Source organism: bacterium (assembly GCA_035505375.1).
GTDB lineage: Bacteria > Hydrothermota > Tepidihabitantia > Tepidihabitantales > Tepidihabitantaceae > UBA2258.
In genome coordinates this window covers 36,532-58,155 of record DATJQV010000041.1, presented here as the reverse complement: position 1 = coordinate 58,155, position 21,624 = coordinate 36,532, and the positions used below count along the sequence as shown (strand labels likewise).

19 protein-coding genes are annotated in these 21,624 nt (G+C 62.3%); 1 reads left to right on the top strand and 18 read right to left on the bottom strand.

The annotated features are described in order from the left end of the window. A partial coding sequence (locus VMH22_06915; GenBank protein ID HTW91426.1) for an IS630 family transposase occupies nucleotides 1-280 on the top strand: 280 nt, incomplete at its 5' end. A 1,112-nt stretch (nucleotides 281-1,392) separates the two neighbouring features. Here VMH22_06915 and VMH22_06910 read toward each other — a convergent pair. The 18 genes from VMH22_06910 to VMH22_06825 all read right to left on the bottom strand — a co-directional run bounded on the left by VMH22_06910 (nucleotide 1,393) and on the right by VMH22_06825 (nucleotide 21,622). Then, the gene (locus tag VMH22_06910) at nucleotides 1,393-2,298 is read right to left on the bottom strand and encodes a TlpA family protein disulfide reductase (GenBank protein HTW91425.1); all 906 of its coding nucleotides are present in this window, start codon (nucleotides 2,296-2,298) and stop codon (nucleotides 1,393-1,395) included. A gap of 78 nt (nucleotides 2,299-2,376) precedes the next feature. Next, nucleotides 2,377-3,210, bottom strand: coding sequence for an arsenite methyltransferase (locus VMH22_06905; GenBank protein ID HTW91424.1), 834 nt, complete (start codon nucleotides 3,208-3,210; stop codon nucleotides 2,377-2,379). Beyond that, nucleotides 3,197-3,571, bottom strand: a complete 375-nt coding sequence (locus VMH22_06900) for a metalloregulator ArsR/SmtB family transcription factor (protein HTW91423.1) — start codon at nucleotides 3,569-3,571, stop codon at nucleotides 3,197-3,199. The genes VMH22_06905 and VMH22_06900 overlap by 14 nt, the downstream gene beginning before the upstream one ends. Nucleotides 3,572-3,676: 105 nt before the next feature. Beyond that, complete coding sequence (carB, locus tag VMH22_06895) at nucleotides 3,677-6,910, bottom strand: carbamoyl-phosphate synthase (glutamine-hydrolyzing) large subunit (GenBank protein ID HTW91422.1); 3,234 nt, start codon at nucleotides 6,908-6,910, stop codon at nucleotides 3,677-3,679. Nucleotides 6,911-7,022: 112 nt separating this feature from the next. Beyond that, nucleotides 7,023-8,120, bottom strand: a complete 1,098-nt coding sequence (carA, locus tag VMH22_06890; protein ID HTW91421.1) for a glutamine-hydrolyzing carbamoyl-phosphate synthase small subunit — start codon at nucleotides 8,118-8,120, stop codon at nucleotides 7,023-7,025. A gap of 226 nt (nucleotides 8,121-8,346) precedes the next feature. Beyond that, the gene (locus VMH22_06885; protein HTW91420.1) at nucleotides 8,347-9,135 is read right to left on the bottom strand and encodes an HAD family hydrolase; all 789 of its coding nucleotides are present in this window, start codon (nucleotides 9,133-9,135) and stop codon (nucleotides 8,347-8,349) included. Nucleotides 9,136-9,241: 106 nt separating this feature from the next. Then, on the bottom strand, nucleotides 9,242-9,781 hold the full coding sequence (locus tag VMH22_06880; GenBank protein HTW91419.1) for a DUF2284 domain-containing protein: 540 nt from the start codon (nucleotides 9,779-9,781) through the stop codon (nucleotides 9,242-9,244). Nucleotides 9,782-9,848: 67 nt separating this feature from the next. Continuing rightward, a complete protein-coding gene (locus tag VMH22_06875) occupies nucleotides 9,849-11,138 on the bottom strand; it encodes a [Fe-Fe] hydrogenase large subunit C-terminal domain-containing protein (GenBank protein HTW91418.1) in 1,290 nt (429 codons plus the stop codon). Between the two features lie 122 nt (nucleotides 11,139-11,260). Next, on the bottom strand, nucleotides 11,261-11,689 hold the full coding sequence (locus tag VMH22_06870) for an ATP-binding protein (protein HTW91417.1): 429 nt from the start codon (nucleotides 11,687-11,689) through the stop codon (nucleotides 11,261-11,263). Nucleotides 11,690-11,708: 19 nt separating this feature from the next. Further along, complete coding sequence (locus VMH22_06865) at nucleotides 11,709-12,053, bottom strand: DRTGG domain-containing protein (protein ID HTW91416.1); 345 nt, start codon at nucleotides 12,051-12,053, stop codon at nucleotides 11,709-11,711. Nucleotides 12,054-12,137: 84 nt separating this feature from the next. Then, nucleotides 12,138-13,574, bottom strand: a complete 1,437-nt coding sequence (gene gltA, locus VMH22_06860) for an NADPH-dependent glutamate synthase (GenBank protein ID HTW91415.1) — start codon at nucleotides 13,572-13,574, stop codon at nucleotides 12,138-12,140. Between the two features lie 156 nt (nucleotides 13,575-13,730). Then, nucleotides 13,731-14,564 (bottom strand): sulfide/dihydroorotate dehydrogenase-like FAD/NAD-binding protein, encoded by an 834-nt coding sequence (locus VMH22_06855; GenBank protein HTW91414.1) that lies wholly within the window; start codon nucleotides 14,562-14,564, stop codon nucleotides 13,731-13,733. 3 nt (nucleotides 14,565-14,567) lie between these two features. Then, complete coding sequence (locus VMH22_06850) at nucleotides 14,568-17,210, bottom strand: molybdopterin-dependent oxidoreductase (protein HTW91413.1); 2,643 nt, start codon at nucleotides 17,208-17,210, stop codon at nucleotides 14,568-14,570. Between the two features lie 3 nt (nucleotides 17,211-17,213). Beyond that, nucleotides 17,214-19,085, bottom strand: a complete 1,872-nt coding sequence (locus tag VMH22_06845) for an NADH-quinone oxidoreductase subunit NuoF (protein HTW91412.1) — start codon at nucleotides 19,083-19,085, stop codon at nucleotides 17,214-17,216. Next, nucleotides 19,082-19,561: an NADH-quinone oxidoreductase subunit NuoE gene (nuoE, locus tag VMH22_06840; protein ID HTW91411.1), complete on the bottom strand. Its 480-nt coding sequence runs from the start codon at nucleotides 19,559-19,561 to the stop codon at nucleotides 19,082-19,084. Before nuoE ends, VMH22_06845 begins: the two co-directional genes overlap by 4 nt. 48 nt (nucleotides 19,562-19,609) lie before the next feature. Then, nucleotides 19,610-19,936: a serine kinase gene (locus VMH22_06835; GenBank protein ID HTW91410.1), complete on the bottom strand. Its 327-nt coding sequence runs from the start codon at nucleotides 19,934-19,936 to the stop codon at nucleotides 19,610-19,612. 25 nt (nucleotides 19,937-19,961) lie between these two features. Beyond that, nucleotides 19,962-20,492, bottom strand: a complete 531-nt coding sequence (locus tag VMH22_06830; GenBank protein HTW91409.1) for a hypothetical protein — start codon at nucleotides 20,490-20,492, stop codon at nucleotides 19,962-19,964. 164 nt (nucleotides 20,493-20,656) lie between these two features. Then, nucleotides 20,657-21,622, bottom strand: coding sequence for a GNAT family N-acetyltransferase (locus VMH22_06825; GenBank protein ID HTW91408.1), 966 nt, complete (start codon nucleotides 21,620-21,622; stop codon nucleotides 20,657-20,659). Between the last annotated feature and the right edge of the window lie 2 nt (nucleotides 21,623-21,624).

The following is a 21,624-nucleotide window of genomic DNA, read 5'->3' as shown; positions in this document are numbered from 1 at the left end:
GCGGGTCAGAAGCTGGTTGGGGCGGCATCCGCGTTTCCACCTGCACTTCACGCCGACGTCTTCGTCATGGCTCAACCTGGTCGAGCGTTGGTTCCGGGAGTTGACGGTGAAGCGGCTGCGGCGAGGCAGCTTCGACAATGTGCCTGTTCTGAAGAAGGCGATCGCGGACTACATCGCCACCAGCAACCAGAACCCGCACATATTCGTCTGGATCGCCACCGTCGAAAGCATCATGCGCAAGATAGCCAAATGCAAAGAAGCGTGTGACGCACTACACTAGAGTGCGGAAGCAAAGACGCGGACCGGATACCGCGAATCGAAAAGAAGACAAGTGGACCCCGAAGTATGGCAGGGAATGGATGAAAGAGTCGGGCAGAGGCTTGGGCAGAGAGTCTGCCCGTGAGCTTGGGAGAGACTCTGCCAGAGAACCTGCCGATGAGTCCGGCAGAGAATCTGCCGATGAGCTTGGGAGGGAGTCTGCCAGAGAATCCGGCGAAGAGCGAGGGAGAGAACCTGCCAATGAGCTTGGGAGGGACTCTGCCGGAGAGCAGGGCAGAGACTTGGGCAGAGAACAGGGCAATGAGCTTGGGAGAGTCCTTGCCGGAGAGTCTGGCAAGGAGCTCGGGAGAGAGTCTGGTAGAGAGCTTGCCAGAGAGCCTGCCAAAGAGTTGGGCAGAGTCTCTGCCCCGCGCAGGGGTACGTTCGGTCGCTTGCTGGTTAACTGTCTACGATCTGGTCACTTGAGCTGTTTCTCGGCCCGGCTGTTCAGTATACAAAGTTGTATAATTCGCCGGTCGGCCGAGTAGGGCGAGCGCAGGCTTCCACTGCAACCTAGCCCTGTCCATATGTAGTGGTCGGGCCGCTCTCGGCCACAATTCTGCCGTCCACCCCATGGCCGGGAGGCCGCCTACCCCGCAGCCCTTGCCGATGCAGTGCGAGATGAATTGGAGCCTGCAATGACCCGAGCTTTGAGTCGAGCTTTCGGAAGAGCTTTGACGCGAGCTTTCGACTGAGCTTTGCAGCAAGCGATGTGAGAAGCAATGCGCTGAGCTTTGAGGCGAGCGATGCGCGAAGCGATGTGACGAGCTTTGAGTTGAGCAATGGAAGATGCTATGAAGTGAGCTCTTGAGCAAGCATTCTGAGGTACTTTCCAGCGAACTCTGAAACGAGCTTTCCGGCGAGCTTTCAAGTGAGCTTTCAGAGGCGCGTTTGCGGGCGCGTGAAACACCCGAATGGTCGGCCGCGGCGACATTGAAGGTCGTCGCTTGGCAGGTTTGGTACGGTTCCGGATTCGGTCTGCCCGTCTTGGCCTATTCGTCGTCGCCTGATTCGGAGCCGGAGCGCCGGGGTCCAGGCAATTGCCGCCACACGGGCGGCGGCCTAGTTCCTGCCTCAGCCGGCGCTCGTGCCTTTGACCCCGGCTTGCAACGAGTCTGCGGGGAGGTTGAGCGCCGCCACGACTTTCTCGGTTACGCGGTCCCAGACCGGTGAGCCGTTGTATGTCAGGTTGCCGTCCGCGTCCACAAGCACTGCGGTCGGTACATACTGGATGTCCCAGCGGTCCTGCGCGGTCTTGCCGGGGTCGAAGACAATCGCCGCCCCGGTGATTCCGGCGAGGTAGGAGCTTCTAACTTTGGCTTCCGGGTCGCCGATGTTCACGACCACGATTGGTACGCCGTGCTTGTTCAGCGCCTCGGCGACGGCGGGAATCTCTTTGGCGAGAGCCGCCGAGTGCGGGCAGTGGGCGTCCACGAACAGGAGCAGCAGCCCGTTCTTGCCGCGGTAGTCGCGGAGCGACAGCACCTTCCCGTCAAGAGCCGGCAGCCTGGTCGCGGCCAGCAGCGCGGGGACGTCGAGCTCGACCGTGCCGAACTGCGGCGCGTCCGGGCCCGCGTCCGCCTGCTCGGGGTTGAGCCTGCCGGTCCAATCGGCAAGGTCCTTCTCCGAGGGCTGGCTGCCGTGATAGCGCACGTGTCCGAACTTGTCGAGCAACACAAAGCGTGGACACACGGTAGTGCCGAGGGCGTTGGCGACAGCCATCGCCGGGTCACGGACGACCGGGAACCCGAGCGACTTCGCCGTGTAGTGGCCGTCAAAGGTCTGCTGGTCCGGCGTGGGCTCGAGCCGCAGGAAGGCAAGGCCCGGGACGGCGTTGCGGTGCTGCCACTCAGCCATCGAGTCGAGACCGACGCCGCTCAACTTGCAGCCAATCGTGCCGTACTCGACCAGCACCACCCGGCCTTCAAGCTGGTGGGCTTTGAGCATCGCGGCCACCGGCGACTCGCTGTCGGGTTGCACGTGCGCCTTCTTGCCGGGCGAACCACACTCGGCGACGGGCAGGTGGCCGGAGGCCGGGTGCAGTTGCTCTACAATTGCTCAGGCAGGCTTGCGGGCGAAGACCTTGATGCTGACAACCGATTGGGCGGCGGCGAGCAGTTCCTCGCGGGAGAGACCTGAATCGACCATCAACTGTCCGGCTTGCGGGTCGTCGGTCAGCAGGTCAACCGGATAATGTTCCTCGGAGACGACGCGAACGTCGGTGAACCCGGCCCCCGTAATCGCGGCGAGATAGTCGGTCTTGAGCAGAGCGCCGGCCACGCAGCCGACATAGGCCGCGACCGAGTCACGAACCGGGGAGGGCAGTTCCGCGGTCAGGGCAAGGTCGGAAACCATCAGGCGGCCGCCGGGCCTCAGAACCCGGTACGTATCGCGGAAGACCTGGGGCTTGTCCGGGGAGAGGTTGATGACGCAATTGGAGACGACTGCGTCCACCGAGTTATCCGAGACCGGCAGGTGCTCGATTTCGCCGAGGCGGAACTCGACGTTAGCGGCCTGGACCTTGGCGGCGTTCTGCCGCGCTTTCTCAAGCATCTCCGGGGTCATGTCCACGCCGATAACTTGGCCGGTCGGACCGACCTTCCTGGCGGCAAGAAAGCAGTCGATGCCCGCGCCCGACCCGAGGTCGAGCACGGTCTCGCCGGGCCGAAGTGACGCCAGCGCGACCGGGTTGCCGCAGCCGAGTCCGAGATTCGCGCCCTCGGGCAGGGCGGCGAGTTCGGCGTCGGAATAGCCGACCGCGCGGCTGACCGCTTCCGGCGCCGATGTCCCGCAGCAGCCCTTGGTCGAGCCGCAGCACGAACCGCTGGTCCGTGCAACCTTGGCGTAGCCTTCTCTAACCGACTTCCTGATTTCCTCTTCACTCTTTGGCATTGGTTCTCCTTGGGATTCGGCCCGAGCTTACGTCGCGTTCTGAGGCCTTGGGCCGGCGGGCCGTCCGGCGGCCGGACTTGCACTGCCGGGCAAGCTGCCGCGCCAGCCCGAGCAGCTCCAGCACGGAGTCGTCCACGAGCCGGTAGCGCATCCAGCGACCGTCGCGCCGGGACGTGATGACGCCGGCCTGCTCCAGCACCGACAGGTGGTGCGACACAACGGAGAACGAGGTAGGGAAGTGGGGCGCTATCTCGCACACACAGCGTTCGCCAGTGGCGAGCAGCTCTACCATCCGCATTCGGTACTCGCTGCCCAGCGCCGCGAGCAGCGCCGTCGTCAACTGCCTGCTGGTTACATCCATATTTCTAAAATTATAGAAATGTTGCCGTGATGGTCAAGCTGTGAAGCGGGCGGTGTCGTTGTGTCTTTCGCGGCTGCGGGCGGAGTCCGGGAACGGTCGCCCGGCTCAGGCGCGGGGCGCGGCGCTGGCAGACGGGCGCGACCGCATGGCGTAGGCCGAGAGCGGTTTGGCGTCGAGGCCCTGGCGCGGGTGGCGCAGCAGGGCGCGGACGAACAGCCGCGCCAGTTCGGCGTCGTTGATGAGGGGAATCCCGAAGTCGGCAGCGGCCCGCCGGATGCGGTAGCCGTCGGTCAGTACGGTTTCGTCGGCTGTGCGCTTGGGGATGTTGATTACACACTCGACCTTCCGGTCGGCGATCAGTTCCACCACATCCTGGGTTCCGGGCCTCTGGTCCGATACCTTGCGCACAAGCTGTGACCTGACCCCTTGGGCTTCGAGGAACTGGTTGGTGCCGGATGTGGCGTGGATGTCGAACCCGGCCCGTGCTAGTTGTCGCAGCGGTTCGAGCAGCTTGTGTTTGGCATCGTCGCCACCGATGGAAACGAGCAGGGACTTCTTGGGCAGGCGGAGGCCGTTGGCGATTGCCGCCTTGAGCCAGGCCTCTTCGAGCGAGTCGCCAAGGCAGGCCGACTCGCCGGTCGAGGTCATCTCGACGTAGAGCACCGGGTCCGCTCCCTTCAGCCGGGAGAAGGAGAACTGCGGTACCTTGACGGCAACGTAGTCGAGGTCGAGCGTGTGGTACCGGCCGCGTACGTTCTCGCCGAGCATCGCCCGGGCCGCGATCTCGATGAAGTCGTAGCCGGTTGACTTGGAGACAAACGGGAACGAGCGGGACGCGCGCAGGTTGCACTCGATGACCGAGATCTCGTTCTGCCTGGCGAGGAACTGGACGTTGAACGGGCCGTTGATGCCGAGCGCCCGCGCAATGGCCTTGGTGATGCTCTTGGCGCGGCGCACGGTCTCAAGATAGGTGGTCTGGGGCGGAATCACGACGGTGGCGTCGCCCGAGTGGACTCCGGACAGCTCGACGTGTTCGGAGATACAATAGATGACCATCTCGCCGTCCTGAGCCACGCCGTCGATCTCAATTTCCTTCGCACCCTCCAGGAATTTCGAGATGACCACCGGGTTCTCAGGTGAGACCTGGGCGGCCTGACTCAGGTACTGGTCGAGCGAGCGTTCGGTCTTGGCGATGTTCATGGCCGAGCCGGAAAGGACGTACGAGGGCCGGACCAGCACCGGATAACCGGTCTTGGCGGCAAAGGCGCGCGCCTCTTCGATGCTCTTGAGTTCCTGCCAGGGCGGCTGGGCAATACCGAGTTCGTCGAGCAGGGTCGCGAAGCGGTGGCGATTCTCGGCCCGGTCAATCGAGTCCGGGTCGGTGCCGAGGATACGAACGCCGCGGCGGTGCAGGCTGAGTGCGAGCGTGTTGGGTATCTGCCCGCCGACCGAGACCACGATTCCCATCGGTCGCTCGAAATCGACGATGTCCAGCACGCGCTCAAGCGTCAGTTCCTCGAAGTAGAGCCGGTCGTTCGAGTCGTAGTCGGTGGACACGGTTTCCGGGTTGCAGTTGACCATCACGGTGCGATGGCCGAGCTTCGATGCGGTCGTGCACATGCCGACCGAACACCAGTCGAACTCGACCGACGAGCCGATGCAGTAAGGCCCGCTGCCGAGTACCATGACGGGTCGGCCCCGGTCTTCGGGCTTGATTTCCGGGCTATCGCCGCCGTAGGTAGTGTAAAGATAGTTGGTTGCGGCCGGGAATTCGCCGGCGAGCGTGTCGATGCGGCGAGGCCGCGGCAGGACGCTGAGCGCGATGCGCCGTTCACGCACCGCAAGCTCGTTCTCTCCGGTTCCACGGCCGATGGTCTTGTCCGAGAAGCCGAGGCGTTTCAGGCGCAACAGGTCTTCAGCATTCAGGTCGCCGAGCTTCCGGCCGGAAAGCTCCTGTTCCGCACGCACGATTGCCTCCAGCCGGGCGATGAACCACGGGTCGATGCGGCTCGATTCGCATATCTTCTCGGCCGAGGTCCCGTTCGCGAGCGCATGGACGATGGCGAACAGCCGGCGGTCGGTCGGGTTCGCGATTTCGTCGAGCGGGTCGTCGGTGCGAGCCTTCGGGTCGGTCACGCCGTCGTAGCCGAGGCCGAGCGAGCGCACGCCCTTCTGCAGCGCCTCCTCAAAGGTCGCGGCGATGGCCATTGTCTCGCCCACGCTCTTCATCTCGGTGCCGATGCGGCGCGAAGCGGCCCGGAACTTGCGGAGGTCCCAGCGGGGAATCTTGACCGTGACGTAGTCGAGCGCGGGCTCGAAGAAGCAACCCGTCACTCCGGTCACAGAATTCTTGAGGTCGGCAAGCGCGTACCCCAGCGCGAGCTTGGTCGCGACCCACGCGAGCGGGTAGCCGGTTGCCTTGGAGGCGAGCGCGCTCGAACGCGAGAGTCGGGCGTTGATTTCTATCACCCGGTATTCGCCGTTGGACGGGTGAAGGGCGAACTGGACGTTGCACTCACCGACGACCCCCAGCGCGGCAACGATCTTGAGTGAGACGGTGCGCAGATAGTGGTACTCATCATTGGTCAGGGTTTGGGAGGGCGCGACCACGATGCTCTCGCCGGTGTGGATGCCCATCGGGTCCATGTTCTCCATGTTGCAGACCGTGACCGAGTTGCCGAACCGGTCGCGCACGACCTCGTACTCGACCTCTTTCCAGCCGGCGAGGTACTCCTCAACCAAAACGTGCGGCGCATGAGAGAGCGCTTCGGCCACCCGGTGCCGCAGCTCTTCCGGTGTGCCGGCACGGCCGGAGGATAGTCCGCCCAGGCTGAACCCGGCCCGCACCATCACCGGATAGCCGAGCTTCTCTGCGATTGCCAGCGCGCGCTCGACCGAATCGGCGGTGTCGCTGCCGGGAACCGAGACGCCGATCGAACGCATCTTCGCGGCGAACAGCGCCCGGTCCTCGGATTCGATGATGGTCCCGACCGGAGTGCCGAGCACGGCTACGCCCGAGCGCGTGAGCGCGCCGGACTTCCAGAGCTCCACGCCGGTGTTGAGCGCCGATTGGCCGCCGACGTTCAGGAGGATTCCGTCCGGCTTCTCGGCGGCGATGACTTTCTCAACGAAGTCCGGTTCGACCGGAAGCAGGTAGATTTCGTCGGCGAGCCCGGGAGTGGTCTGAATCGTGGCGACGTTCGGGTTCACCAGAATCGTCCGAATTCCTTCTTCTTTCAGGGCCTTGATGGCCTGACTGCCGGAGTAGTCGAACTCGCCGGCCTGCCCGATGCGCAACGCGCCCGAGCCGAGGACGATGACGCTGGAAGGCTTGTTCACGAGGAGGGGCCGGATAATTCAGAATTCAGAATCCAGAAACGAGAATTCAGAATTCCCGGGCATTCTGGACTCTGGGCTCTGCACTCTAAACTCGGGACTGTCCGGTTTCTCATCAAAGCGTTTCCACGAAGCGGTCGAACAGGTCAACGCTATCGAGCGGGCCGGGCTTGCCCTCGGGGTGGAACTGGACCGCGGAGACGGGGCGGCGCGTGTGCCGGATTCCCTCGACCGAGCCGTCGTTCGCGTTCTCGAACCAGACCTGCCAGTCGCGCGGCAGGGTAGCGGCGTCAACGGCGTAACCGTGATTCTGGCTGGTCAGCCGGCAGTGGTCCGTTCCCTTCTCCCGGCACGGCTGGTTCTGTCCGCGGTGGCCGTAGCGGAGTTTGTAGGTACGCGCCCCGGCAGCGAGCGCGATGAGCTGGCATCCGAGGCAGATGCCGAAGATCGGCCGGTTCAGGGCCAGCGCCCGGTGAAGCACTGCCACGGTCGCGCTGCAACGCTCAGGATTGCCCGGGCCGTTGGAAACGAGGATGCCGTCGAACCGCTCACCCGTGTAGTCATAGTCGGCCGGCACCTGCAGAACCTCTACGCCGCGCTTGAGCAGCTCACGGCGGATGGAGAGCTTGACGCCACAGTCGACGAGAATGACTCGCTTCCGGCCTGAGCCAAAACGCTCGGGCTGGTGCACGCAGACCTCGGGCACGATGTTGGTGCTGTTGGGGTCGTACAGCGCCACCGGTTCACCGGAGTAGTCAGAAGGAAGGACTCGGCCAAGCATGGTACCGCGCTCGCGGAGCAGAATCGTCAGCTTGCGGGTATCGATGCCTTCGACCCCGGGCACGTTCTCTTCGACCAGCCATTGGTGCAAAGAGCGTCCGGCAGTGGCGTGGCTCTGGTCCGAGTGAGCGCTGGAAACGATGAGGCCGGAGGCCTGGATGCGCGATGATTCGAAGCAGTCCTTGTCGGCGGCAGGCACCCCGTAGTTGCCGATGAGGGGATAGGTCAGGACCAGTATCTGACCGCGATAGGAAGGGTCGGTAAGGCTCTCAACATACCCGACCATCGAGGTGTTGAACACAACTTCGCCCGATGCGGGCCCATGAAAGCCGAAGCCGGCGCCTGGGAACTTCGAGCCGTCCTCAAGCTCGAGAGTGACTTTCTCTGCTTGGGAGCTTTCTCGGGGATGGGTGTCGGAGGGCAATGCGGCCATATCTTAGTGGGGGGGCGGTGCGGCGCAAGCCCGGCATCCGAGAAGCCAAAGAAACCAGAATTCAGAAACCAGAAAGCAGAAAGCAGAATTGCGGACTGAGGAGTGAAACAGCCCTGATGAACGCGGATGTCCATGACGAGAATGGGGACTGTCACGCGCTGAGTCCGACGCAGGCGCTCCGAGGGACTGTCCCCATTTTCGGAGCAGGGCGCGCTAAACAGGACGGTCACATGCCCGCCAGAGTATCCTGAAGTTCGTCGAGCGAGCGGATGGTTCGCTCCGGGACCATGCCTTCCGGCTGAGGCACGTTGTCGCGGTTGAGCCAGATGGCCTTCATGCCCGTTGCGTGCGCGCCGACAACGTCGGTCTTCGGGGTGTCGCCCACAAACGCCGATTCCTGAGCGCCAACTCCGAGCCGGTCGAGGGCGAGCGCAAATATGCGCGGGTCCGGCTTCAGTATTCCCACCACGCGGGATATCTCGACCGCACCGAAGTAGTTTCTCAATCCGGAGACGTCCAGCTTGGCGCACTGGAGGTCGCACGGGCCGTTGGTGACGACGCCGAGCTTGATACCAGCGGCCACAAAGCGGTCGAGGCACGGCTTCACGTCGGGAAAGGCCACGTAGCGGCTGCGGCGTTCGTGCGGGTAGATGATCGAGAGCTGGTCCGCGAGCAGTGGGTCGCACACGCCGATTTCACACAGCGCCTGGTTCCAGACCTCGTTCCGATACGTCGGCGCCCACTCCCGCAACTGGCGCATCTCGTCGTCGTCGCCGTCGAAGTTGGAACAGAGCGCCTCCCACGACGAGATGTCGAATGCGCTGCCGTGGGCCGCCACAATCGGGTTGGCACGGAAGAGCCGGCGAGCCACCGTGCGCACGGCATCCTTGAGGTCGCCGGGCGGGATGTTGTGCCACTGCTTGGCAATCGCGGCGGTCGCGACCATCGCTTCGTTGGCCGCCAATTCGTCCGGCATCAGGGTGTCGTCGAGGTCGAACAGAATCGCCTTCAACATGAGGCGTGATTTTACCCGAATGCGTCCTGCGTGCAAAGCGATGCGAGCAATGCCCGAGTGCTCATGTGGTCAAGTGGTCCAGTGCGAAGAGGCAGGAACCTGTCAGCTAGTCCAGGAGGATGAGGTTGATGTGTTTCGAGGGTCCGTCTCTGCGGGTAGCGACTTCGAGTTTGATACGGGAGTTGCGCGCGGTCGCGTAGACATCGATGCCGCACGACTCCATCGAGGGTCGCGCCTGCTCCGGATGGCGGCAGTCGCCGGTCAGGTTGCACTCCCGACAGAACCGGCAGGGGCCATCGGCGAGCCCGAACGCCTTGTAGTGTCCGTCGAGGAAGGCGGCCCGCTCCAGCTCTGCCACGAGCCGGTGCATCCCGTGTCGCTTGCGCCTGTAGTCAGCAGGCGTGCAGGCGTAGCTGTAGATGAGCGCGTGGCGGTATTCCGCGAGCATCCGCTTCATCTGCTCAGGCGTGGGTGTGCGCGGCGGGCAGCAGAGCCCGTTGCCAAACCCGTCGCAGCCGAACTGGCACTTGAGCCGCACCCACTCGGCGGTCACCACGTTGGTGACCGGGATGATTTTCGCTTCAGAGGCGCCGCCGGCGAGCGCCTGCCGGGCGTACGGCTTGACGTCTGTGGTAGTCTTCTTCATGCCGGGATACTAGGTGGCCGGTGCGGGCGCGTCAACTCCGGACGAGGCGACACGTCGTTGGCACAGGCTATTTCTTGTAGTGCTTCCCCACAGCCTTGATACGATCTGGTGAAAGGAAAACGCAATCGAGGAGGTCCGCTCTTGATGCCGCGACGTCCTCGGCGTGGTTCTTGCACTTGGGGGCGCCGCACAGGCCGCAGTTCAGGCGCGGCAGAGTTCTCAGCACCTCCTCCGCCCGCTTTCTTCTCATTACTCGCTCCCGCAGGTCGATGGCTTCTCCCTCGGTCTGGCGCGGTTTGAGCGAGCCCCTCAGGGAGAAATCTTCCAGCGCATAACGCCGGTCCACTTCCTGCTCGAACTCGGGACCCGGCTTGGGCATGTTGGCCATCAAATGCAGGTCCCGGCTGCGGGCCTCATACAGGTTTTCGACCGTCAGGTTGCCGCCGAGACATCCTCCCTGGCAGGCATGACACTCGAGGAACTCGATGTTACGTATCTTCCCCTTTTCAATGTCGTCGAACACCTTCATGATTTGCGTGAGTCCCATCAGGGGCACGTAGTGTTCGCGCGAGAGCGCGGGGATTTCCCCTTCCGGAGCTCCCCACTGCAACAGGTGGCCCGCAGTCGCGAGGTCTTTCGGGACATCTCCCGGCTTGACTGCTTCTCGCATCTTGGTGAGAAGGTCGTTGTAAATCTCGGATATGGCCATGGCGCCGTCGAGGTTGCTCTTCGCTTCTTCGGCCGGCTGGAGAATGGAGATGGCTTTGGCCTGACAGGGCGTGATGTAGATGGCGGCGATTTCTTCCGGTTTCAGGCCCTTTTCCGCCGAGTACTTGCGCTTCAGCTCGCGGGCCGCGATCTCGCGCGACACCTCCAGCGGGAGTACGTGTTCGACCATCGAGGGATACGCGACCTGGATAAGTCGGACGACTACCGGGCAGGAGTTCGATATCAACGGGAAAGGCCCGGGCCATTTCTTGACGAGGTCGGTGATGGCCCGGTCGACCAGGGCCATGTCGACGGCATACTCCCACACGGCGTCAAAGCCGAGTTCCAGCAGGGCTCGGACGACATCGGCGGGAGTGACACGGAAACCGAATTGCATGAAAAGCGCCGGCGAAGCGACGGCCACCTTGAATTTGTACTTACCCAGTTCGGCGAACTTCATAGTCGTTGCGGAGATGGCGCTCATCTCGCAGACGCCGAGGCAGGAACCGCAGTCGATGCATAGCTCGGAAATCAGCCGGGCTTTGCCGTTCTTCACGCGGATGGCGTGCGTCGGGCAGGCGCGCATGCACGACATCCGGCCATCGCACTTGTCCGGGTCGATGCGGAAACCGTGTCTCAGTTCAGGCATGCGGTGGCAAAGTCCGAAACTCGAAATCAGAATGACGATTGAAGGCGGGCAATACTCGAAGTCCGAATTGGCCGATTTCCTTCATTCGAGCTTCGTCATTTGCGTAGCGCGTGGCTTCCGTGTCAGCTACATGGACGGGAGCCCAGCCTTATTTTGGCGAACACCCGCGTACCTTTGCCTACCTCGGATTCGATATGGAATTCGTCCGAGTTCTTCTTCATGTTCGGCAGGCCCATGCCGAATCCGAACCCCAGCTCGCGCATCTCATCTGAGGCTGTGGAATAACCTTCCTGCAGCGCCTGCTCAATGTCGGGGATCCCCGGACCTTCGTCGGCGATTTCCAGGCTGACATCGTCGTCGGTCAGAATCAGGGTCAGCGTTCCCCGCTGGGCGTACATGACGACGTTCATCTCTCCCTCGTACGCGACGATCACCGTGCGCCGGGTGTTAGCGGCGTCAATGCACAGGTCGCGGAGCACGAGTTTTATCTCACTGGAAACCTCGCCGGCCTTCTCGAAATTCCTCCCCTGGATTCTGTAACTCTCGCGCAGCAATTCCGCAGACATCAGCCTAGGACACTCCTTTGAGCCCCCTGTTGTAAAGCACGCCGCAGATGTCGAACATGCCCATCGTGGTCGCGAGCACCGGGATCCGCCTCTGTCTGGCGAATTCGATCACTTTCTCGTCGGGGAGCTTGCCCCGGCAATAGATGACGGCGCTGACTCCCGCGATGTCGGCCGTGCGGATGGATTGAATGTTGGTCAGGCCGGTAATCATCAGCTCCTTCGACTTGGCAAAGGCGAGAATCTCGCTCATGCCGTCCGACGCGACGACCTGGGTGACATCGAGCTCAAGGCCGTCCCCTCCGTTCAGGACTTCACAATGGAGAAGGTCCTTGATCTCGTGCAGGGTCATGAGCCAAAGGACGAAGGATGAGGGATGAAGGAGGAAGAAGGAAGGACGAGGGAAGAACGACCAAAGCTATTCTGTTTCATCCCTTCACGATTCATCCTTTCCCGTTTCAGCGTTTCCCATGAGGTACTTGTGCATGGACGCCGCGGCGATTCTGCCGTCGCCCATGGCGCTGATTACCGTCGCGGCGCCGCGGACGATGTCGCCGCCGGCCCAGATGTTCGGCCGGGAAGACTGGGCCGTTTCCGCATTGGTCACGATGCCGCCCTTCTTGCTGATTTCAAGGCCCGGCGTCGTCATCGGGATGAGCGGGTTGGGGCTGTTGCCGATGGCCATGACCACCGCGTCATACGGAACGCGGAAGTTGGACCCTGCGACCGGAACCGGCTTGCGCCGGCCCGAGGCATCGGGCTCACCCAGCTCCATCTTCTGACATTCAATCTCTTTCACCCAGCCGTTTTCGTCGCCGATCAAGCGCAGCGGCAGCGTGAGCAGGTCGAAAATGACGCCTTCCTCTTCGGCGTTCTCCGCTTCCTCGGATCGGGCGGGCAGCTCGTCGCGTCCGCGGCGATAGACGAGGTGCACTTCGGCCGCGCCCAAACGAAGCGCGGTCCGGGCTGAATCCATGGCCACGTTGCCGCCGCCGACCACAGCAACGCGGCACGGCCGCTTCACCGGGGTCTGGTATTCGGGGAAACGGAATCCCTTCATCAGGTTCACACGCGTCAGGTATTCGTTTGCCGAATAGACGCCGTTGAGGTTCTCGCCGGGTATTTCCATGAACCACGGCAGCCCCGCACCCGAGCCGACGAAGAGGGCATCGAATTCCGTAAGCAGATCGTCTACGGTGCGCGTCTTGCCCACGATGAAGTCGGTGAAGATTTTCACACCGAGACTGCGGACGTACTGGACCTCGCGCCGGACGATTTCCTTGGGCAGCCGGAATTCGGGAATCCCGTACGCGAGCACGCCGCCGCAGTCGTGCAGCGCCTCGAAGATGGTAACCTCGTGGCCGCGGATGATGAGGTCGTTGGCCACGGTTATGCCGGAAGGACCGGAGCCGACAATGGCGACTTTCTTCCCGGTCTTGGCAGCCATTTCCGGAACTTGGGTTTTTCCTTCCGATGCTTCCCAGTCGGCCAGGAATCGCTCGATCCGGCCGATAGCAACCGGCTTACCCTTCTTGCCCAGGATGCACATCTTCTCGCACTGCTCTTCCTGGGGACAGACCCGTCCGCAGATGGCGGGCAGCGCGTTGGTCGTCTTGATCGTTCTCACACCCGTGCCGAAATCACGCTGGACAACGCAGTTGATGAAGCCCGGAATGTTGATGCCGACCGGACAGCCCTGGCGGCACAACGGCTTCTTGCACTGCAGGCAGCGTGATGCTTCGGCCACAGCCGTTTCGGTCGGGTAGCCGAGCGCGACCTCGTCGAAGTTCCTGACCCGTTCGATCGGGTCCTGCTTCGGCATGTGGTGCCGGTCCAGCTTCAGCTTGGTCTTTTCCTGCTTTTCTTCAGCCATTCCGAATCAGCTCTTGGTCCGAGACCGAACGGAATTCGACCACCAAGACACAAAGGCACCAAGAATAGGAGATGAGAGCTTGCCGGATAATGCGGGATGCTTAGTGTCTTGGTGTCTTTGTGGTGACATTCCGGGAGTCATCATGAGGTCTGTGCGTTAGAAGTGTGATCGGCAACTGCTGTGCCGGAGCGGGTCCGTTTCCTCCGGGTTGTAGCTCTTGCGTCGTTGCAGGAATTCCTGCCAGTCAATCTGATGTCCGTCGAAATCCGGGCCGTCCACACAGGCGAACTTCGTCTTTCCTCCGACCGACAACCGGCAGACGCCGCACATGCCCGTGCCGTCGATCATTATCGGGTTCATGTTCACGATTGTCTTCCAGCCCAGCGGTCTGGTGGCCATGGACGCGCGCATCATCTGGAACGTGCAGCCATTCACGATAACGAGCTGGGGAGTAATTCCGGCCCGCTGCATCATTTCCGGCAAGGTGTCAATGTGCCCTTTCTGGCCCCTGGTTCCATCCCGCGTAATCGCGAACACCTTGTCCGACACGCTTGCCAGCTTGTCTTCCCAGTAAAGCAGGAAAGAACTGCGCGCCTCGATGAGCGTGTAGACCTTGTTGCCCGCCGCCTTGAGCGCCCGGGCAATCGGGTAGATGGAACCGATCCCGTAGCATCCGCCGACGCAGAGAACCGTGCCGACATTCTCGATGACGGTCTCTTTGCCGAGCGGCCCGGCGAACGTCGGAATCTCATCGCCGGGCTTAAGCCGGGCCAGTTGGGCCGTCGACGCGCCTACCTGCATGAAGATTGTCGTTACTGTACCGGCCTCGCGGTCCCAATCGGCAACCGATAGCGGGATACGCTCGCCGTTCTGGTCGGCCCGCACGATGACGAAGTTGCCCGGCTTCACCGATGCCGCCACAGCCGGCGCGTGAACGGTGAACTCGTGCAGGTTCGGGACGACCATCTTGCGCTCAATGATCTTGTACATTCCTTATGCTTTCCTGACGGACGCTTCCGCCGGGTTCTGCTTGAGTCCGTATAGCGGCAGGAGCGCACTGCGATGGGACAGCCCGCCGAATACGACCGGCCGTGTGTAATAGACGACGCCCTTCGGGCATTCTCGGTTCGACTTGGCCGGACCCGAGACCGTGATCTTATGAGGGACATGACCCAATTCCTCCTGGGAATTGGGATCGTGTCCCAAGCCACCCAAGACCGTCACCGTGACCTGGTCGCCGTCGGCCAGACCGAGGGAAGCGTAATCTTCCGGGCTCATCCGGAATCCCTCTTCCAAAGCCAGCTCGCCGAGTCCGCCCACCTTCGAGGAGATGTCGATGCCCCGATGACGATATCCGCCCGGTTCGGCGACGAGCAGGCAGCGGAAGGGATCAAGGGGTCGAGGGATCGAGGGATCAAGTGCAGGACTCGGACATTCCGACACTGTATCCCTTTGCCCCTGTATCCCTTTGTCCCTCTCGGTGGGCTTCATCCTCTGCGGCAACCGGTCAGGCCGGGCCGGGAAATCAGGTACCGCCGCGTGGATGTCCTTGTCGACATCCTGATAGGTCTGGTAGTTCATCCCGCCGAATCCGAGGGCGTGAGCGAGGTCCGAGAAGATCCGCCAGTCAGGGCGCATGAACCCGGCAACGGCCCCTTCTGTCGGGCTCTCGACTGGAACAACCTTCTGAACCCGGCCTTCCATGTTGATGAGAGTTCCGCCGGCCTCGGCGAAACTGGCCGCAGGAAGGAAGGCGTCGACCTTGAAGGGAGGGAGATACGTATCCTGGACAATCAGAAAATCGCAGTCCGGCCGCTCGAGGAACGGGAGCTCGCCGACGAGGTAGAGGATCTTGGGCCGCTTGGAGCCGGTCAGGACATCGGCAAGGCTGAGTGAATGAGGGAAGGGTTCTGGGGTTCCGGGGTTCCGGGGTTCGGGGAGGACTCCCATCTCCAGCACGCCGCGGGTATTGGCGCCGAAATAGAGCGGGATGAAGTTGGTTCCATCTCGTCCAGACAGTGTTGCGAGGCTCTGCGCGAGTTCGTCGTTGTTCGAGTAGTGGAATACCTGCGGCCCGATAATCACAGTCAGGTCTTTGGTCGCGGAGAGAATCTGGAGGGCCCGCGTCAAAGCCTCGGCTTCTACGCCTGCCTGCTTTGCCACGGCTGCTACCGGGCTTGGGACACGATCCGAAACTCCAGAAGAGTTTCGGTCATGTCCCACGCGGTCCGCGAGGCTTTCGGCAAGGAACTTGAGCAGCAACGCTTCCGCGCCCGGCTGAGGACGGAGCCAGTCGTCGGTATAGCGGGCAAGGTTGCTGTCGCGGGCGTCCATCGTCACCAGCTTGGCTCCCCGGTCGAGGGCCTTGCGTACCTTCGTGCCCACCACCGAGAAGTTGAACCGGGAGTCGAGCCCGACCGCCAGAATCACATCGGCCTGGGCGATGCTCTTGATCGATATCGGCAGCGAGAAGAGCTTGGACCAGAGGTCCGTGCCTCCGGCCAGCTCCATCCGCGCGGTTGAGTCGATGCCGTTCGAGCCGAGGCACTCTCGGACGAACTTCCGGGCCGCGAACAGGCTCTCGTTGGTGAGGTCGGGCGAGGCGAGCATCAGGAATTCGTCGGGACGAATCCCCTTCAACTCGGCAGCCACTTTCTGGATGGCTTCCTCCCAACCGACCTTCCGGAAATAGTCACCCTTCTGCAGCATCGTCCACTTCGCCCGTTCGAAGTGGTGGGTCACTTCCGGCATGCAGAACCTGCCCTTGACGCACAGTTGCCCGTCATTGACCTCGGGGTCGAGGTTCGCGCTGGCCTTGGATAGCCGGCCGTCCTTGTAGTCCAGTTCGAGCTGGCAGCCGACGGCGCAGAACGGGCACGTCGATACCTTGGTGCCGTCCGGCTTGCCGTCCCACTTGGAGGCCTTGTCGGCCAGCGCTCCGGTCGGACAGACATCCACGCAGGCTCCGCAGAATTCGCATCCCGCTTCGACGTGGTTGCGGCCGAAGGCCGGGCCGATCTTGGCGCGCGGCCCGCGATAGGTGAAGGCCAGCACGCCGGTTCCCCGGACTTCCTGGCACATCCGCACGCACCGGCCACACAGAATGCAGATATTGTAATCCCGGTCGTAGAATGGATCGTCGTGCTCGGGTTCGTACCCGTGGTAGTAGATCGGGTAATCGATCTCGGTCAGGCCGACCTTCTCCACGATGTCCTGCAGTTCGCACTGGCGGTCGTTCGGACAGAAACGGCAGCCGGTGGTCACGCCGGTCTTGCGAATAGTTCCCTGGTAGTCGCGGCAATCCTTACTCTCGCCGCAGACGAGACAGCTCGACGGGTGCTCGCTCAAGATGAGCTTCAGAATCTCAACCCGCAGTTCCCGGAGTGTTACCGTGTCGGTCTGGACTTTCATGCCTTCCTGGGCCTTGGTGTTGCAGGAGAGCGGGTAGCCGCGCATCCCTTCGATCTCCACCATGCACATCCGGCATCCGCCGAATGGAGAAAGGTCCTTGTGCGAGCATAGCGAGGGGATGTAGACGCCGGCTAGCTCGGCGGCGCGGTGTACGGTCACGCCCTCAGGGAAAGTCACCGGCTTGTGGTTGATCTCCATTGTCAGCGTGCGTGGCTCTTGTACCATTGCTTATGACTCGATGACGATGGCGTCGCCGGCGATGGCGTCGAAGCGACAGACTTCGTAGCACGAGCGGCATTTGATGCACTTGGTCGGGTCCAGGTTGTGCGGCTCGGACCTCGGACCGGAGATGGCGCCGGTCGGGCACGCCTTCACGCAGCGCTGGCAACCCGTGCATTTTGAAGGGATGACTCGATACACCACAAGGTTCTTGCAGGTCACGGCCGGGCAGCGGTGATCCTTGACGTGGGCAATGAACTCGGGCCGGAAGTACTTCAGAGTCGTGAGCGCGGGGTTCGGGGCCGAGGAGCCCAGTGCACAGAGCGACCCGTTCTTCACTGTCTTGCCGAGCTTCTCCAGCTTCTCCAGGTCGGACGCCTCAGCCTTGCCATCGCAGACCCTTTCGAGAATCTCCACCATGTGCCGCGTGCCGACGCGGCAGGGAACGCACTTCCCGCACGACTCCCGCTGAGTGAACGTCATGAAGTACTTGGCCATGTCCACGATGCAGGTGCCGGCATCGACCACGATGAGGCCGCCGGAACCCATGATCGCACCGGCCTCGGCCAGATGTTCATAGTCGATGGGCAGGTCGAGGAACTCCTCGGAGAGGCACCCGCCCGAAGGGCCGCCGCTCTGCACCGCCTTGAACGGCTTCTGGGTTCCGCCGCCAATGTCGAAAATGACCTGCCGCAGCGTCATGCCGAGCGGGACTTCAATCAACCCGGTCCGCCTGACCTTCCCGACGAGCGAGAAAGTCTTGGTCCCTTTGCTCGTCTCGGTACCATGGCCCGCATACCACTCCGCCCCGTTGCGGATGATGTTGGGCAGGGTGCCGAGCGTTTCGGTGTTGTTGATAATGGTTGGCTTGCCGCGGAGCCCGGCGACGGCCGGGAAAGGCGGACGCGTGCGCGGCATGCCCCGTTTCCCCTCAATCGAGGCGATAAGCGCGGTCTCCTCGCCGCACACGAACGCCCCGGCGCCTTCCTTTATCTTGATGTCGAAGCTGAAATCGGAACCGAGAATCTTCTCTCCGAGGAGCCCGACCTCGCGCATCTGGGTCATTGCCTTCTTCAGGCGCTTGATGGCCAGCGGATACTCCGCCCGGATGTAGATGTATCCGTGCGTGGCGCCGATCGCGTAGCCCGCGATGAGCATTCCTTCAAGGACCGCATGCGGGTCGCCCTCGATGAGCGAGCGATTCATGAATGCGCCCGGGTCGCCTTCGTCGGCGTTGCAGATGAGGTAGCGTTCCTCGCTCTGCTGCTCCCGGCAGGTGGCCCACTTGCGCCAAGTTGGGAATCCGGCTCCGCCGCGACCGCGAATACCGGACCGCTTGACCGTGTCAATGACCTCCTGCCAAGTCATGGAAAGAGCCTTCTCGAAGCCCTTGTAGCCGTCTCGCGCCAGGTACTGATCGAGGTCGTCCGGGTCGATGATGCCGCAGTTACGGAGAACAATCCGGACCTGCGGCTTCAACATCGGCAGGTCGAAGAAGCGGGGGACACCATCGACTTCCTGCTCGCCGAAGTGTCCGGCAAGGTGATACTTCGGGGTCTCGCCTTTCTCGAAGAACCCCTGCAGGATTGGCCCCACGTCTTTCCCGGCGACGTTGGAATAACTGATCCGCGGCCGGCCGGGCATCTGTACGTCCATCAGCGGCTCCAGATAGCAGGGGCCGATGCATCCGACCGGGACGATTTTCGCCTCGAACTGGTGCTGGCCCAGGTATTCTTCGACTGCCTTCTGGGTATCGGCCGCCCCGGCAGCCAGCCCGCACGACCCGGCGCCGATGTAAATGTAAGGGACCGGGCTCTCGCGGATGGCGTCCCATTTGGCCTGCGCCTGTTGCCGTCGCTCTGCAACTACTGCCGGATTCACTTGGTATCCGTCGACTGGTCGCCTCGGTCTTCTTCGAGCAGCCGTTGGACTTTCAGAACCGACATCTGGCTGTGGAACTTGTCGTCGAAGGCGACTACCGGTGCGAGAGCGCAGCAGCCCAGGCAGGCAACGCGTTCGAGGTCGTACTTCCCGTCGGCGGTCGTTTCGCCCGGCTTGACGTTCAGGCGCGCCTGGGTCATCGCCAGAATTTCCTGGCCGCCCCGCACGTGGCAGGCGGTCCCGAGACAGATTTTGATGTGGTGCTCGCCCGGCGGATGGAACCGGAACTGGGCGTAGAAGGTCGCGACGCCGAAAATTTCATTCTCGGATATCTTCAGCCAGCGCGAGATGTCACGAATGGCGTCCGGGCGCAGGTAGCCATCCTGCTCCTGCAACCGCTGCAGGACCGGGATGAGGTCCTCGCGCTCGCCCTTGAACTCCCGTCGGATTGCGGAGATGTCTTTGCGAGAGTTCATCAGGTCTTCCTCGCCCGGTCTCAGGGCAAGAGGTTATTGCGGGTTAGCTCATCCGACCTTGAGCTCGCAGAGCTTCTTGGCCAGGCTCCAGGTGTCTCCCTCGTAGCCGAGCAGCCGAATGCCGGCCTTGTTGGCCAGGGCAACTACGTCTTCGGCCGGAACCCGGTTGCGGGAAAACACGACCGCGGCCACGTCCACGAGATTGGCCGCCGCGATAAGGTTCTTGTGCGTCTGAAGCGTTATCAGCAGATTCCCCTCTTTGATGCCGACGATGTCGCTGACCATGTCGGAGATATAGACTCCGGCGATCTCCTTGTCGGCACCCTCGTTGAAGGTCTTGAGGCCCGTCTTGTTGACCAGTTCAGATACTTTCATCGCGCCATCTCTCCTTTGACAATCGTCAGTACAAATCCGTCAGGCCGAAGTCCGCCAGCACGATTCCCTGACACGTATCAACCGACTTGCGCAGGCTGCAGGGAACGACGACGATCTTCTTGGCCGGATCCTTGATCCCACGGTTGAAATACTCGTTCAACGCGCTCAGGCTTTCGGGCGAGATGCACTTGTTGGGAGAATGAGATGTGTTCGCGCAGAGCGCGGCGTATGCCCAGGTTTTCTTCCCCGGTTCCTGCGTGCCTGCGGCATAGACGCCGCACTTCGGGTCGCACTTTGTGCAGAGCATGAGCGCCATGACGTCCTTCAGCGGCACCACGGTCGAGCACTTGTTGCACTTCAGGTCGAACTGCGAGGCTTGGTAGTGAGCCAAGTGGCTCCAGAAATGCTCGCCCTCGTGATAGTCGTCAATCGGCGCGACCGCCTCCTCCGAGAAGAACGAAATCCGGTTCCGGCAGTGAAAACAACCTTCGATGACCAGGTATCCCGGGCGAACATTGGTCATGGCCCATTCGTGCTGACAAGCGGTTTTGCTCATAGGTACTCCGCGTTTGGTCTAATGGAGAAATATACCCGACAAGTATGTCCTGCGCAACTCAAAACAAGGAGACCTGAAACCGACGCGCCGGAAACGAGCATGGATTGGAGTCTAGGGACGTCCAACTGCGAAGTCAAGGCATCGCCTTGGCGCCGAACCCGGGGCTAGGACGGCGGGCGGCAAAGGCGTTTGTTCCAGACGAGGCGGCGGCGGGCGACGGCGAAACCGAGCCGCTCGTAAAGCTCCATGGCGTTGGTCACGTTCGTTTCGTCCACGCCGAGTTGGGCTTCCTCCATTCCCTCGCGCCGCAGGTGCTTCATCGCGTCAATCATCAGCCGCTTGGCGATGCCGCGGCCGCGAAACTGCTTCAGCACGCCGACGTCCCACAAGCCGCCGCGTTTCTTCTTCAGGTATTCATTGTCCTTCGGGTCGATGCCGTACAGGAGGTAGCCCGCCGGTTGGCCCGCGACCTTGGCGACGGTGACGAAGCCAATGCGGCCACGCTCGTCCCATTTCTTCACGATGTACTTCCAGTTGTCCAAGGTGTCCGGGGCGTAGTTGAAGTGCTCTTTGAATGCCTCGTTGTGGAGTCGCCGCAGCATGTCGATGTCTTCATCGGTGCGACCCAGCGTCACTACCTCAATATCACGGGTCTCGCCGACGCTGGATGGCACGTCGGTCAGGCTTCGGCGCATCAGACAGAAACGGCGAACGATGCGGAAGCCGAGCGCTTCGAGGAAGCCGTTGGACGCCGGGCTATCGAATGCGCTGACCTCGGCTGACTCCATTCCCGCGTCGTGCAGACTGGCGAGCGCCTTCGTCATCAACGCGGTGCCGATACCCTTCCGGCGGTGTTCGGGAAGGACATCCGGGCATGTGACGAGAGCCTTCAGCTCCGTACGGGTCTTGTCGGTCTCGGCCCAGACTTTCGCAACTGGTACGCCGTCCAACTCCGCGAGCAGCCGGGTACGAACACCGACCCATGGCGCATCGTCCCAACGCTTCAGATCCTCGACGGAGGTAGGCGTGAAGTCTTCATCCTCCTGCCATGTCCGGTTGGTGATGTCGACCCAGACCTGCTCGTCCTGACCGGCTACGAAGGGACGGATGGTGAGACCAGATATCGTCATTG